The sequence below is a fragment of the Blautia hansenii DSM 20583 genome (genome assembly GCF_002222595.2).
GTDB lineage: Bacteria > Bacillota > Clostridia > Lachnospirales > Lachnospiraceae > Blautia > Blautia hansenii.
Genome location: NZ_CP022413.2, coordinates 1,645,728 through 1,659,547, shown reverse-complemented (window position 1 = coordinate 1,659,547; position 13,820 = coordinate 1,645,728). Strand labels below are relative to the sequence as shown.

Genomic DNA, 13,820 nt, shown 5'->3' with positions numbered 1-13,820 from the left:
TGTCTAAGGAGGAAGAAACAGTGAAGAACAAATGGCTGAAAAAAGGAATGGTTGTCTTAACGATTGGATGTATGGCACTTCCTATGACCGGTTGTAAAGCTGAAAAGATATTTGATAAAGTATTAGAAAAATCTGACTCAAAGAAAGAAGAAAGCAAAGAGACGGAGAAAAAGGAGGCAGAGCCGGAAGTACCGGTAGAAAAACCACAGTGGACAACAAATTTAAGCGGTTCTGTTACTTATACAAAGGATACGGAAGCAGAACCATTGCAGGTAGAAGCAACAGCTTCCGACAATGGAACAATTTCCTATCAGTGGTATAAGAGCTTGACCAATACAAACGGCGGCGGCACAGTGATTGAGGGAGAAACCTCCAGTACCTTTACACCGCCTACTGATGAAGTAGGAACTGTCTATTATTATGTGGTTGCCATCAATACCATTGGAAGCTCGACAAACAGACTGACCAGTGAAACTATGGAAGTAATCGTATCAGAAGCAGCTCCGGAAGAAGCGCCGACAGAAGAAACAACTCCGGAAGAAGCACCGACAGAGGATGCAGCGGCTTCAGGCGAAGCAGCAGAGGGAGCGGCAGCCGAAGGAAGCGAAACAACAGAGGAAACTACACCACCGGAGGAGCAGCCGACAGAATAATTTAAAATTATGATGTTTTCAAGGATTCTCTTAGGAGAGTCCTTGCATTTTTTATAGATGTTTAGTAAAATCATGTTAGATATAACAGGAGGCACAACATGGAAGAAATGATAAAGGTGGCTGTGGATGCCATGGGCGGTGATTATGCTCCTTCCGAAGCGATTAAAGGTGCGGTAGCTGCTGTAAAGGAAAAGGACAATGTGGAAGTTTATTTAGTGGGCAAACAGGAAATTCTGGAGAGAGAATTAGCATCCTGTACCTATCCCAAGGAGAGAATTCACATTGTAGGAGCAAGCGAGGTTATTGAAACAGGAGAACCGCCGGTAGCCGCTATCCGTGGAAAGAAAAATTCCTCCATTGTAGTAGGAATGAAGCTGGTAAGGCAGGGCGAGGCAGATGCTTTTGTATCTGCGGGAAGCTCAGGCGCTATACTGGTAGGAGGTACTACAATCGTAGGAAGGATTAAAGGTGTGGAGAGAGCGCCGTTAGCTCCCCTTATCCCAACGAAAGACGGGGTATCCTTACTTATTGACTGTGGAGCAAATGTAGATGCAAGGGCTTCTCATTTGGTACAGTTTGCCCGTATGGGTTCTATTTATATGGAGCATGTTATGGGTGTGAAAAATCCCAGAGTGGGAATTGTGAATATTGGTGTAGAGGAAGAAAAGGGAAATGCTCTGGTAAAAGAAACCTATCCTTTGCTGAAGGAGTGTAAGGACATTAACTTTATCGGCAGCATTGAGGCAAGAGAAATTCCGGCAGGGGCAGCAGATGTTATTGTATCGGAAGCCTTTGTGGGAAATGTAATTTTAAAGCTGTATGAAGGTCTGGGGGCTACTTTGATATCTAAAATCAAAGGAAGTATGATGTCCAGCTTCCGCAGTAAAATGGGAGCGCTTCTTGTAAAGCCTGCCATGAAAAAAACACTGAAATCCTTTGATGCCAGCCAGTACGGCGGCGCACCGCTTTTAGGCTTAAAAGGTCTGGTAGTAAAGTGCCATGGCAATTCCAAGGAAACAGAGTTTAAAAATGCCATTATTCAGTGTATTTCATTTAAAGAACAGCGTATCAGCCAGCGTATAGGTGAAAATCTGGTTGCTGTACAAGAGAAAAAAGAGGAGATTTAGGAGGATATATCATGGAATTGGAAAAATTACAGAAGATAATAGCAGAGGTTTTAAATGTGGATACAGAAGAAGTGACTTGGGACACCACATTTGTAGATGATTTGGGTGCAGACTCTCTGGATATTTTCCAAATTGTGATGGGTATCGAGGAAGAATTTGATATTGAAATCCCAACAGAAGAAGTGGAGCAAATTGTTTCTGTAGGAGATGCAGTAGAACAGATTAAGCGTTTAATCGGATAAAAACGAAATGTCTTCCCGCAAAATCAGAAGTGTTCTGATAAAGGGAGGACATTTTTGTATCATAAAGAAAGAGAATAAAGGAGCAGATATGAAGAATTCAAAGAAATTTTTAGAGCTGGAGAAGAAAATAGGATATGAATTTGAAAATTTTGACCTTTTAGTCAATGCACTGACTCACAGCTCTTATGCAAATGAACACCATATTGCTTATAAGGAAAATAATGAGAGACTGGAATTTTTGGGAGATGCGGTATTAGAGCTGACTTCCAGTGAATTTTTATTTTACCAATATGCAGATTTACCGGAAGGAAAACTGACAAAAAAACGTGCCAGTATTGTATGTGAGCCTACTCTTGCCCTCTGTGCAAAGGAAATTTCCTTAGGAGATTATTTGCTTTTAGGCAAAGGGGAAGAAGCAACAGGAGGAAGAAACAGAAATTCTATTATTTCAGACGCAATGGAAGCGCTGATAGGTGCAATTTATCTGGACGGCGGTTTTGCTAATGCAAAAGAGTTTGTTCACAAATATATCTTAAATGACATTGAGAACAAGCAGCTCTTTTATGATAGCAAGACTACACTTCAGGAAATTGTACAGGCACAGTATGAAGATGATGTAAAATATGTATTGGTAAAGGAAGAAGGACCGGATCACAATAAGTCCTTTTATGTGGAAGCACTTCTGGGTGACAAAAAACTGGGAGAGGGCTGCGGACATACAAAGAAGGCGGCAGAGCAGCAGGCAGCTTACTGCGCCATTAAAAAACTGAGAGATGAAAAGGGAGACTTATGTATTTAAAGAGTATTGAGGTGCAGGGATTTAAGTCTTTTGCTAATAAGATTACGTTTGAATTTCATAACGGAATCACGGGAATTGTAGGCCCAAACGGAAGCGGAAAAAGTAATGTAGGCGATGCAGTGCGTTGGGTTTTAGGTGAGCAAAGCGCCAAACAGCTTCGAGGGGGTAACATGCAGGATGTTATTTTCTCAGGGACAGAGACAAGAAAACCGCTGGGCTTTGCCTATGTGGCGATTACACTGGATAACAGCGACCACAAATTACCCATTGATTATCAGGAGGTTACCATTGCCAGAAGACTGTACCGCTCAGGGGAAAGTGAATATCTTTTAAACGGAACCTCCTGCCGCTTAAAAGATGTAAATGAGCTTTTCTACGATACAGGTATTGGAAAAGAAGGCTATTCCATTATCGGGCAGGGACAGATTGATAAAATATTAAGCGGAAAACCGGAGGAAAGACGTGAGCTTTTTGACGAGGCAGCCGGAATTGTAAAGTTTAAAAGAAGAAAGAATACAGCCATTAAAAAGCTGGAGGAAGAACAGCAAAACCTTACCCGTGTCAATGATATTTTATCCGAGCTTACGAGACAGTTAGCGCCTTTGGAGAAGCAGGCAGAGACAGCCAAGGTATATCTGAAGAAAAAGGAAGCCTTAAAGCAGCTTGATATTCAGATGTTTCTGGTGGAAATGGCAAGAATTCGGGAGCAGTTAAAGGCTGTGGAAGAAAAATACGAGATTGCCCAGTCAGACTTGGAAGAAACCTGTAAAAGCTTTGATGTGACGAAAACAGAGTATGAAAATTTGGAAAAAGAGCTGGAAATTCTGGAAACAGAAATCCAGAAATCCAGAGAGCAGTCTACACAGAAAACTTTAGAAAAACAAAATCTGGAAAACCAAATTCACCTGTTGCAGGAGCAAATTCATTCTGCAAAGCAAAATGAAACCCAGTATCAGGAAAGAGCGGTTGCTTTAGACGCAGATATTGACAAGAGAAAAAAAGAAGAACAGGGATATCTGGAAGAACAGTCCCAATTAGAGGAAAAAGCAGCGGAATTTTCAAGGGTTCAGTCTCAGGCACAGGAAGCGTTTAAGGAAATTGCCATTGAAATTCATAATTTAGAAGAAGCCATTGAAAGCGGTAAAAACGAAATTATTGAAATTTTAAATCAGAGGGCTTCTATCAAAGGAAAATTACAGCGTTATGACACCATGATGGAGCAGATTTCTATTCGGAAGGTTGCTTTAAATCAGAGAAATTTGACCTTGCGAAGTGAAGTTGCACAGTTAGATGCTTCCGAGGAACAGTATAAAACGCAGAAGCAGGAAATTGAAGAAACCATTGAAAAGCTTATTCGTCAGGGCAACCGCTGTGAAGACCAGATTAAAAAATATCAGGCAGAAATTTCAAGAGCGACACAGCAGTTGGAAAATGAAAAGACAGCTTATCACAGAGAAGCTTCCAGACTGGAGTCTTTGAAGAATATTACGGAGCGTTATGACGGCTATGGAAACAGTATTCGCCGTGTTATGGAGCAGAAAAAAAATGTTTCCGGAATTAAGGGCGTTGTGGCAGACCTTTTAAAAGTAGAAAAAAATTATGAGACAGCCATTGAAACGGCTTTGGGAGGCAGTATTCAGAATATTGTTACAGATAATGAGAATACAGCCAAGGGAATGATTGAATTCCTGAAGAAGAACAAGTATGGGCGTGCTACCTTCCTTCCTCTTACCAGTATGAAGAATAAAAAGACCTTCAATAATCCGGCAGCCTTAAAAGAGCCGGGGGTAATCGGTGTTGCCAGCGATTTGGTTCAGGTAGAGGCAGAGTATGAAGGATTGGCGAATTATCTTCTGGGAAGAACTTTGGTAGTAGACCACATTGATCATGGAATTGCCATTGCAAAGAAATATCAGTATACTATTCGTATGGTTACCATAGAAGGGGAGTCCTTAAATCCCGGCGGTTCTCTGACCGGTGGTGCTTTTAAGAATAACAGCAATCTTCTGGGAAGACGAAGAGAAATCGATGAGCTTCATGAAAATGTAGAAAAATTAAAATTAAATATCGAAAAATTACAGGCAGCATTGGAAGAATACCGCAATAAGCGAAACCACTTCCGTGATGAGGCTGGCCGTATACAGGAAAGTCTTCAAGAGCAGTATATTCAGGAAAATACCGTGCAGATGAATTTGAATTCCATGTCAGATAAAAGAGCAGAGATTAAGCAGGGATATGAGAATTTAAAAAGAGAAAATGCAGAGCTTGAAAAGCAAACGAAAGAAATTGAGGAAAACAGCCAATCCATCCAATTAGAAATGGAAGCCAGCGCCAGTCAGGAAAGTGCATTGGAAAAATCTATCAATGAAAAGCAGGAAGAATTGGAAAGCAGGAAAAAGCAAGAAACGGATATTTCCAAGGAACTGGAAAAGAGTCAGTTGGAGGGAGCAGGTATTACTTCCAGAAAAGGCTTTATTCAGGAAAATCTAAGACGTATTAAGGAAGAACTGGAAAGTCTTACCAATCAGAAAGAAGCTCTTTTTGCAGGAATGGAAGAAGGCAAAGAGGAGGCTTTGAAAAAAGAAACGGAAATTGTAAAAATTCGTCAGGAAATCGAACTTGCGGCAAAAGAGGAAGAAGAAGATAGAGAAAAATTGCAGGAAGCTCTTTTGAAAAAAGAAAAGATGACACAGGAGCATAAGGCATTTTTCTCAAAAAGAGACGAATTGTCTGCAAGGATGAATTTGCTGGATAAGGAAAGCTATCGTCTGCTGGGGCAGAAGGAAAAGCTGGAAGAAAATCAAGAGACGCAGGTAAACTATATGTGGGAAGAATATGAGATTACATATAGTCAGGCGCTGATTGATATGCCGGATGAATTACAGGAAAGAGCAGAGATAAAGAGCGCAATTTCCAATATGAGGAGTGAAATCAGGCAGTTGGGAAATGTCAATGTCAATGCCATTGAGGAATACAAAGAGCTGTCGGAGCGTCACACTTTTATGAAGACGCAGCATGATGATTTGGTTCAGGCAGAGGAAACCTTACAGGGAATTATCAATGAGCTGGATACCGGAATGCGCCGCCAGTTTGAAGAAAAATTCGGACAAATCCGTATAGAGTTTGATAAGGCATTTAAGGAGCTTTTCGGAGGCGGAAAGGGTACGCTGGAGCTTGACGAGGAAGAAGATATTCTGGAGGCGGGAATTCGCATTATTTCCCAGCCGCCCGGAAAAAAATTGCAGAATATGATGCAGCTTTCCGGTGGAGAAAAGGCGCTGACAGCCATTGCCCTTTTATTTGCCATCCAAAATCTGAAGCCGTCTCCCTTCTGTCTGCTGGATGAGATTGAGGCTGCACTTGACGACTCGAATGTTACAAGATATGCAAAATATCTTCATAAGTTGACAAAAAATACACAGTTTATTATTATAACACATAGAAGAGGTACGATGGCAGCGGCAGACCGCTTGTACGGTATTACCATGCAGGAAAAGGGAGTGTCAACGTTGGTATCCGTAGACCTCATTGAAAATGACTTGGACAAGTAGGAGGTAAGAATGGCAGAAGGAAAAGAAAAGAAGGGATTTTTTAAGCGACTGGTAGAGGGACTTTCCAAAACAAGAGAAAATATTGTTTCGGGAATTGACTCTATTTTCAGCGGATATTCCAGTATTGACGATGATTTTTACGAAGAAATCGAAGAAATTTTAGTAATGGGCGACCTTGGTATCAATACCACAACAGCGATTATTGAGCGCTTAAAGGAGCAGGTGTCAAAACAGCATATCAAAGAACCGATGGAGTGTAAAAAGCTTCTTATGGACAGTATTAAGGAGCAGATGCAGGTAGGAGAAACTGCTTATGAGTTTGAAAACCGCAAATCCGTTATTCTGGTAATCGGCGTTAACGGAGTGGGTAAGACCACTTCTGTGGGAAAACTGGCAGGAAAGCTGAAAGGACAAGGGAAAAAAGTGATTATGGCGGCGGCAGATACCTTCCGTGCAGCAGCGGGAGAGCAGCTTACACAGTGGGCGAACAGAGCCGGTGTGGAGCTTATCGGCGGTCAGGACGGAGCAGATCCGGCTTCTGTGGTATATGATGCCATTGCAGCTACGAAAGCCAGAAATGCGGATGTTTTGATTTGCGATACAGCAGGAAGACTTCACAACAAGAAGAACCTTATGGAAGAGCTTCGCAAGATTTACCGCATTATCGAAAAAGAATATCCGGAAGCATATTTGGAAACGCTGGTTGTTTTAGACGGTACAACAGGACAAAATGCCCTTGCTCAGGCACGTCAGTTTAACGAAGTGGCAAATGTTACGGGAATTATTCTTACAAAGCTGGACGGTACGGCAAAAGGCGGTATTGCAGTGGCAATTCAGTCAGAATTGGACATTCCGGTAAAATATATCGGAGTGGGTGAAGGCATTGATGATTTGCAGAAGTTTAATTCCGACGAATTTGTAAATGCCCTGTTTAACATGGAAAACAATACACAGGAAGACTAAAAGAGAGTGGGGAGATGCACATGCTTACATTAGAAAAATTTGAAGAAGCCTCAGAAGTAGTAAAACAGGTAACACAGGAAACAAAGCTTGTATACAGTGATTATTTCAGTAAAAGTACAGGAAACAAGGTTTATTTAAAACCGGAAAATATGCAGGTGACAGGTGCTTATAAAATCAGAGGAGCTTATTATAAAATCAGCACTCTTTCAGAGGAAGAAAGAGCAAAAGGCTTGATTACGGCATCTGCGGGAAATCACGCACAGGGCGTGGCTTATGCCGCAAAGGCTTTTGGAGCAAAAGCGGTCATTGTAATGCCAACAACCACACCGCTGATTAAAGTGGAGAGAACAAAGAGCTACGGAGCAGAAGTTATTCTTCACGGAGATGTATATGATGAAGCATGTGCCCACGCTTATGAGCTGGCAGAAAAGCATGGCTATACTTTTATCCATCCTTTTGATGACCCTGCTGTGGCAACCGGACAGGGAACTATTGCCATGGAGATTATCAAGGAGCTGCCTCTGGTAGATTATGTTTTAGTGCCTATCGGAGGAGGCGGTCTGGCAACAGGTGTTTCCACTTTGGTAAAACTTTTAAATCCTAATATTAAAGTTATCGGAGTAGAGCCGGAAGGTGCAAACTGCATGCAGGCATCTATCTTAAACGGCGAAGTTATGACGCTTCCTACGGTGAACACCATTGCAGACGGTACAGCAGTCAAACGTCCGGGAGAGAAAATTTTCCCATACATTCAGAAAAATGTAGATGAAATCATCACAGTAAAAGATGAAGAATTGGTTGTTGCCTTCTTGGATATGGTAGAAAATCACAAGATGATTGTAGAAAATTCAGGACTTCTTACGGTGGCAGCGTTAAAGCATCTGAAATTCCAGAATAAAAAGGTAGTGTCCATTTTAAGTGGCGGAAACATGGACGTAATTACCATGGCATCTGTGGTACAAAACGGTCTCATTGCCAGAGACAGAATTTTCACTGTTTCCGTACTTCTTCCAGATAAACCGGGCGAATTGGTGCGTGTGGCTGCTGTAATTGCAAAACATCAGGGCAATGTTATTAAACTGGAGCATAACCAGTTTGTAAGCACTAACAGAACAGCGGCAGTGGAATTAAAAATTACTTTGGAAGCTTTTGGCACAGAGCATAAGCAGGAAATTATGAAAGCATTAGAGGAAGAAGGATATCGTCCGAAACTGAAAATGGCAAGCTTATAATCCTTTGGAAGAAGGTAAAGGGGGTATTTTGAAGAAAGAGAAGATTTTGACTTATTCTATGATTGGATTTTATAAAACAAAATCCACGAAAGCGCTGTTTCTGAAAATGCTGAAAAATATGACAGTTTTATTGGCATTATATGTTGTAATGACCGGAATTGCAAGTTTTATCAATTCGGGAATAGGCGGTTATATGAACTATTTTGAACCTCTTTATTTGGTAATTAGTGTTATAATTATGAGTTTTCTTGTGGGAACTTATTTAAAGACCATTAAAAAATATTAGTGCGGAAACCTATTATCTAATATGCTAAGAGGGTGAGCAGATGAAAAAGTTAAAAAATATTTGTTTAACAATTATTATTGTATTAGCTGCTTTATGGGGTACTATGTTTCTCACAGATTATTTTCGATGTTCTTCCTTTGAAGAACCGATATTTGTTGTCCAAAAGGATATTATTGATGAAAGCGGTTCAGGAACATATCAAGGTTTAGGATATACTGTTGAGATTGAAAAGTATAATCATGAAGTATATGGGAAGGGCATACTGTCAATAGACATGAAGCTGTTTGGCAAAAGAATTATCAGTGCGATTACATAAAGCTCTATGCTAATGATTGGGGCGGGATTTTCGGAATTCCGCTCCAAAACTATATTAGGGTGAAAGGGGAAAGTATGACTTTAGAAAATAAACTGGATATCACAGACTCCACAGAATTAGCCAGAATGGAAGAAAAGATAAGTAAGAAAAAAGCAGTTGAATTATTTGAAAATGGATATTTGGATAATTATGAAGTAGGAACATTTCAGATGCTTGCAGCCATTCATAGATATTTATTTGGCGATATATATGAGTTTGCAGGAAAAGTACGAACTGTAAATGTTGCAAAAGGAAATTTTCGATTTGCACCGGTGATGTATTTGCAGGCAGCTATTGAAAATATTGAGAAGATGCCACAGTCAACATTTGAGGAAATTATTGAAAAATATGTAGAGATGAATATAGCGCATCCATTCCGAGAAGGGAATGGCAGAAGCACAAGAATATGGCTTGATTTAATTTTGAAAAAAGAGTTAAACATGGTTATTGATTGGAGTGTTGTTGATAAAGAAGATTATCTACTTGCAATGGAAAGAAGTCCGATAAAAGATATTGAAATAAAATATATATTGAAACAGGCTTTGACTGATAAAGTAGAAAACAGAGAAGTGTATATGAAGGGAATAGACCATAGTTACTATTATGAGGGATATTTCATATATAAAGCAGAAGATTTATAAAAACATTTCCCTATCAACGAAGAAAAGAGCCGAGGCTGTTGTGGCAGCCTCGAAGACAGAAGTGCAAGGTACTTATGACATTGCCGGAAGACCAAAGAGAGCATATCGAATAAGAAATAGAATAAGGAGATGAACCGGATAGAAAAAGTAAAAGAAATATTTCGGTCCGTTTCCTTTTTTATGATTATAAAGGTTTATCGGAATAAAAGCCAGACACGCTGTTGCCTCCCAATATAACGCCAGACATCCCGCAATGGTTTTTTCCACAGGATAGAAATAAAAAACATATAAAACAAGTATAAGGACAATTCCTTTCCAGTTATAATCTGCATGAAAGAGAAATCCGGTTAAAATTCCAAGGACAGCAGGAATGATACCGAGGATTTCTTTTTTTTCTTTTAAGATTTCTATTGCCCACATAGTCAGAAAACCAATAAGCAAAGTGAACATGACATTTTGATAGGAAAATTCCAAGATTTTTCCACGAAAGCATAAATCAAAAGGAATTTCTGAAATACAGGCGAACAGGAAAAGGCGCAGAGCATATTTTTTTCTGTTGGAGGTATGATAAAAGCCTTCTACCAAGAGAAAACAGAAAATAGGAAAGGAAATGCGCCCAATTTGACGAATAAAAAAATCCAGTTTTGAAAGAAAGACGCTGGTATCATAGGAAAATGCAGAGGAAAGTCCCTGATTGTAAGCAGAAATTGCACCCTTTTCTAATATAATCGCTCCAATATGGTCTATAAACATGGTAATAAGAGCAATCCATTTTAATGCACCTGAAGTCAGTACAGGTGGAAGTAATTGCTTCTTTGATAGAGAAAAATTTGCTTTCATAAGAAATCCTTTCCGAGTGGTTTTTACTTGTTTTGTGTTGCACTAGTTTGTAAGTATACCATAAATTGTAATTGTATGAAATAAAATACCTGAATTTTCTTGCAATCTTTTTGGAAAATAGATATGATTGCTGTGCGGTATATTTAGAATAGAATGGAAAGGAATTAAAGATGAGAGGTTTAGATACAAACGTAAAACGGATTCGCCGAAAAGTATTTAAAGAAATTGCAAAAGCCGGTTTTCAGTCATCGGATGAAACACTGGTAGCAGATATTGAAGCAATACCTTATAAAATCGTAAAAGAAAGAGCGACTTACAGAGAAAGTATTTATCGGGAAAGAGCGGTAGCCAGTGAACGAGTACGTCTGGCAATGGGAATGTCTTTAAGACCGGAAAATACAGCCGTTCATATTACTTCCGGCTTAGAAGCCAGCAATATCGATGAAAAATATTATGAACCGCCGCTGATGCAGGTTATTCCTTCTGCCTGTGATGCCTGCGAGACAAAAATGTATGAGGTTTCCAATATGTGCAGGGGATGCGTAGCTCATCCGTGTAAAGAAATTTGCCCCAAAGGTGCGATTTCCATTATAAAGGGAAAATCTGTCATTGATCAGGAAAAATGTATCAAGTGCGGAAAATGTAAAAGCGTCTGTCCTTACGATGCCATTGCTAAGAAGGAACGTCCCTGTGCAAGAGCTTGCGGTGTCAATGCCATTGAAAGTGATGAAATGGGAAGGGCAACGATTAACAATGAGAAATGTGTTTCTTGCGGTATGTGTATGGTAAGCTGTCCTTTTGGGGCTATTTCTGATAAATCTCAGATTTTCCAGTTGGCACACGCTTTAAAAGAGGGAAAACAGATTATTGCAGAGGTTGCACCGGCTTTTGTAGGACAGTTTGGAGACGAAGTAACTCCGAGAAAATTAAAAGCAGCGCTTTTGAAATTGGGATTTTCAGAGGTTTATGAAGTAGCTTTAGGTGCAGACATTGGAGCGGTAGCAGAAGCGCATCACTATGCAGAAAAAGTCAGCACAGGAGAGCTTCCGTTTTTACTTACTTCCTGCTGTCCGTCATGGATTATGATGGCGAAAAAGTTCTTCCCGGATATGATTGAGAATATTTCTCAGGAATTAACACCGATGGTGGCAACTGCCAGAACCATTAAAAAGGAATATCCCGATGCACAGGTAGTGTTTATCGGACCATGTGCGTCTAAAAAGTTGGAGGCTTCCAGAACAAGTGTCAGAAGTGATGTGGATTTTGTTATTACATTTGAAGAATTAGCGGGAATGTTTGAAGCAAAAGAGATTGAACCAAAAGAGTGCGAAGGAGACAGCTCTTTCCACAATGCAACGGCAGCAGGAAGGGGATATGCTGTTTCCGGTGGAGTTTCCAGTGCAGTGGGAGATTGCCTGAAAGAATATTATCCTGAAGTGGAAGTGCATATTGAGCATGCGGAAGGATTAAGCGAATGTAAAAAGCTTTTGACAAAAGCAAAAGCAGGAAAATTAAAAGGCTGCATGATTGAAGGTATGGGATGTCCGGGAGGCTGTATGGCAGGAGCCGGAACCAATATACCGTTTACAAAAGCAGCGGCAGAACTGAAAAAATATCAGCAGGCGTCTTCCAAACAGTTGCCACCGGCTGAATTAGCGGAAATTCAATTAGATTAAAGAAAAGAACCATAAGTTTTCTTCTTATAGGAAACTTGTGGTTCTTTTTCATGTAATTAGGAAATTACATTGTTGCAGAATTCTTTTTTTAATCTTTAGAAAAACTTTAAAAAGCTATGGCTGTTCTCTTTAAATATCTCCATTAAGATAAAAGTAACTTAAAAGAAGACAAAAGGGGGAACTCTTATGAAGATATTATTAACAAGTGATTGGTACAAGCCGATTGTCAACGGAGTAGTGACATCCGTTGTGAATTTAAAGAAAGAATTGGAAGAAAGAGGACATGAAGTAAAAGTTTTGACATTATCACCGACTTATGAGTCTTATCGAAAGGAAAATGTATATTACATAAAATCTTTAAATCTGGAAATGATTTATCCCAACGCAAGAGCGGTTCTTCCTCATGTGGAAAGATTTATTCAGGAATTGATTGACTGGAAACCGGACATTGTACATTCTCAGTGCGAATTTATGACTTTTTCTTACGCAGTGAAAATCAGTAAGAAATGTAAATGTCCATTGCTTCATACTTATCATACGATTTATGAAGATTATATCCATTATCTTCCCGGAGGCTTGTCCTCCTATAAGCTTGGGGCAGCTTTTGAGAAAAAAATCGTTGCACAGCTTTCCAGAAGTATTTTAAATAAAACAAATCAGGTAATTGTACCTACGGAAAAAGTAGAAAAAATTTTAGAAAAGTATGAAGTAGAAGAACCGATTTCTGTTATACCTACGGGAATTGATTTAAAAAATTTTCAAAACAGAATGTCTAAATCAGAATGTGAAAATCTGAAAAAGAAATGGAACATTCCTCTTGAAAATAAGGTGCTTGTCAGTGTAGGAAGATTGGCAAAAGAGAAAAATCTGGAAGAAATCTTAAATTATTTTGCCCGTCTTATCTATGAGGAAGAAAAACAGAATTTAACACTTTTAATCGTAGGAGACGGTCCTGACAGAGAACGGCTGGAAAAAATCAGCGAGAGCTTGTCCTTGACAGGAAAAGTAATTTTTACAGGTATGGTAAATCCACAGGACGTGGGAATTTACTATCAGTTAGGAGACGTTTTTGTATGTGCCTCTAACAGTGAGACACAGGGAATTACTTACATTGAAGCCTTAGCCAGCGGAAGACCGGCGCTGTGCCGTAAGGATGAATGTCTAAATCAGGTAATCACAGATGGGTATAATGGTTTCCAATATGAAACTTACGAATACTTTAAAATGCACTTAGAATATATTCTGGAGGATGAAACAAGAAAAGCGGAAATGGGATTAAGGGCAAAAGAAACCGCTTATCTCTATTCCACATGGAATTTCTGTACAATGGCAGAAAGCTTATACAAAGAAGTGCTGAAACGTCAGGAGGCAGAGAAAGAAGCTTCCGTATGGGCACATAGAGTTTATAACAGAATTTTATGGAACAGAAAAGGGCTGTTAAAGAGAGGGGCATGA

At 39.7% G+C, this 13,820-nt stretch carries 13 protein-coding genes; 12 read left to right on the top strand and 1 reads right to left on the bottom strand.

Going from position 1 to position 13,820, the window contains the following annotated elements:
• Positions 1-20: 20 nt before the first annotated feature.
• The 10 genes from CGC63_RS08280 (at position 21) to fic (ending at position 9,849) form a co-directional block, all read left to right on the top strand.
• Positions 21-653 carry a hypothetical protein gene (locus CGC63_RS08280; RefSeq protein WP_009246123.1) on the top strand — a complete coding sequence of 211 codons (633 nt, stop codon included), beginning with the start codon at positions 21-23 and terminating at the stop codon, positions 651-653.
• 107 nt (positions 654-760) lie between these two features.
• The gene (gene plsX, locus CGC63_RS08275) at positions 761-1,780 is read left to right on the top strand and encodes a phosphate acyltransferase PlsX (RefSeq protein WP_039924860.1); all 1,020 of its coding nucleotides are present in this window, start codon (positions 761-763) and stop codon (positions 1,778-1,780) included.
• 11 nt (positions 1,781-1,791) lie between these two features.
• On the top strand, positions 1,792-2,022 hold the full coding sequence (gene acpP / locus CGC63_RS08270; RefSeq protein WP_003021234.1) for an acyl carrier protein: 231 nt from the start codon (positions 1,792-1,794) through the stop codon (positions 2,020-2,022).
• An 88-nt stretch (positions 2,023-2,110) separates the two neighbouring features.
• Positions 2,111-2,821, top strand: coding sequence for a ribonuclease III (gene rnc / locus CGC63_RS08265; RefSeq protein ID WP_009246122.1), 711 nt, complete (start codon positions 2,111-2,113; stop codon positions 2,819-2,821).
• Positions 2,812-6,372: a chromosome segregation protein SMC gene (gene smc / locus CGC63_RS08260; RefSeq protein WP_003021238.1), complete on the top strand. Its 3,561-nt coding sequence runs from the start codon at positions 2,812-2,814 to the stop codon at positions 6,370-6,372. The genes rnc and smc overlap by 10 nt, the downstream gene beginning before the upstream one ends.
• 9 nt (positions 6,373-6,381) lie before the next feature.
• Positions 6,382-7,335, top strand: a complete 954-nt coding sequence (gene ftsY / locus CGC63_RS08255; protein WP_003021240.1) for a signal recognition particle-docking protein FtsY — start codon at positions 6,382-6,384, stop codon at positions 7,333-7,335.
• A 20-nt stretch (positions 7,336-7,355) separates the two neighbouring features.
• Entirely contained in the window at positions 7,356-8,567 is a 1,212-nt protein-coding gene (ilvA, locus tag CGC63_RS08250; protein ID WP_009246121.1) for a threonine ammonia-lyase, read from the top strand.
• Between the two features lie 28 nt (positions 8,568-8,595).
• On the top strand, positions 8,596-8,853 hold the full coding sequence (locus CGC63_RS08245) for a hypothetical protein (protein WP_040351137.1): 258 nt from the start codon (positions 8,596-8,598) through the stop codon (positions 8,851-8,853).
• A 40-nt stretch (positions 8,854-8,893) separates the two neighbouring features.
• Positions 8,894-9,169 (top strand): hypothetical protein, encoded by a 276-nt coding sequence (locus CGC63_RS08240; RefSeq protein WP_003021247.1) that lies wholly within the window; start codon positions 8,894-8,896, stop codon positions 9,167-9,169.
• A 74-nt stretch (positions 9,170-9,243) separates the two neighbouring features.
• Positions 9,244-9,849 (top strand): protein adenylyltransferase Fic, encoded by a 606-nt coding sequence (fic, locus tag CGC63_RS08235; protein ID WP_009246118.1) that lies wholly within the window; start codon positions 9,244-9,246, stop codon positions 9,847-9,849.
• Between the two features lie 72 nt (positions 9,850-9,921).
• Here the strand turns inward: fic and CGC63_RS08230 are convergent, their stop codons facing one another.
• Positions 9,922-10,689 carry a TraX family protein gene (locus CGC63_RS08230; protein ID WP_003021253.1) on the bottom strand — a complete coding sequence of 256 codons (768 nt, stop codon included), beginning with the start codon at positions 10,687-10,689 and terminating at the stop codon, positions 9,922-9,924.
• Positions 10,690-10,859: 170 nt separating this feature from the next.
• Here CGC63_RS08230 and CGC63_RS08225 point away from each other — a divergent pair, with 170 nt between their 5' ends.
• Together CGC63_RS08225 and CGC63_RS08220 are read left to right on the top strand one after the other, a co-directional pair.
• Positions 10,860-12,365: a 4Fe-4S dicluster domain-containing protein gene (locus CGC63_RS08225; protein ID WP_003021254.1), complete on the top strand. Its 1,506-nt coding sequence runs from the start codon at positions 10,860-10,862 to the stop codon at positions 12,363-12,365.
• A gap of 186 nt (positions 12,366-12,551) precedes the next feature.
• Entirely contained in the window at positions 12,552-13,820 is a 1,269-nt protein-coding gene (locus tag CGC63_RS08220; protein WP_003021257.1) for a glycosyltransferase family 4 protein, read from the top strand.

Bases quoted from the DNA above. Each gene is read 5' to 3' on its own strand.
- plsX (WP_039924860.1), top strand. From the start codon at position 761: ATGATAAAGGTGGCTGTGGATGCCATGGGCGGTGATTATGCTCCTTCC.
- acpP (WP_003021234.1), top strand. From the start codon at position 1,792: ATGGAATTGGAAAAATTACAGAAGATAATAGCAGAGGTTTTAAATGTG.
- rnc (WP_009246122.1), top strand. From the start codon at position 2,111: ATGAAGAATTCAAAGAAATTTTTAGAGCTGGAGAAGAAAATAGGATAT.
- smc (WP_003021238.1), top strand. From the start codon at position 2,812: ATGTATTTAAAGAGTATTGAGGTGCAGGGATTTAAGTCTTTTGCTAAT.
- ftsY (WP_003021240.1), top strand. From the start codon at position 6,382: ATGGCAGAAGGAAAAGAAAAGAAGGGATTTTTTAAGCGACTGGTAGAG.
- ilvA (WP_009246121.1), top strand. From the start codon at position 7,356: ATGCTTACATTAGAAAAATTTGAAGAAGCCTCAGAAGTAGTAAAACAG.
- CGC63_RS08240 (WP_003021247.1), top strand. From the start codon at position 8,894: ATGAAAAAGTTAAAAAATATTTGTTTAACAATTATTATTGTATTAGCT.
- fic (WP_009246118.1), top strand. From the start codon at position 9,244: ATGACTTTAGAAAATAAACTGGATATCACAGACTCCACAGAATTAGCC.
- CGC63_RS08230 (WP_003021253.1), bottom strand. From the start codon at position 10,689: ATGAAAGCAAATTTTTCTCTATCAAAGAAGCAATTACTTCCACCTGTA.
- CGC63_RS08225 (WP_003021254.1), top strand. From the start codon at position 10,860: ATGAGAGGTTTAGATACAAACGTAAAACGGATTCGCCGAAAAGTATTT.
- CGC63_RS08220 (WP_003021257.1), top strand. From the start codon at position 12,552: ATGAAGATATTATTAACAAGTGATTGGTACAAGCCGATTGTCAACGGA.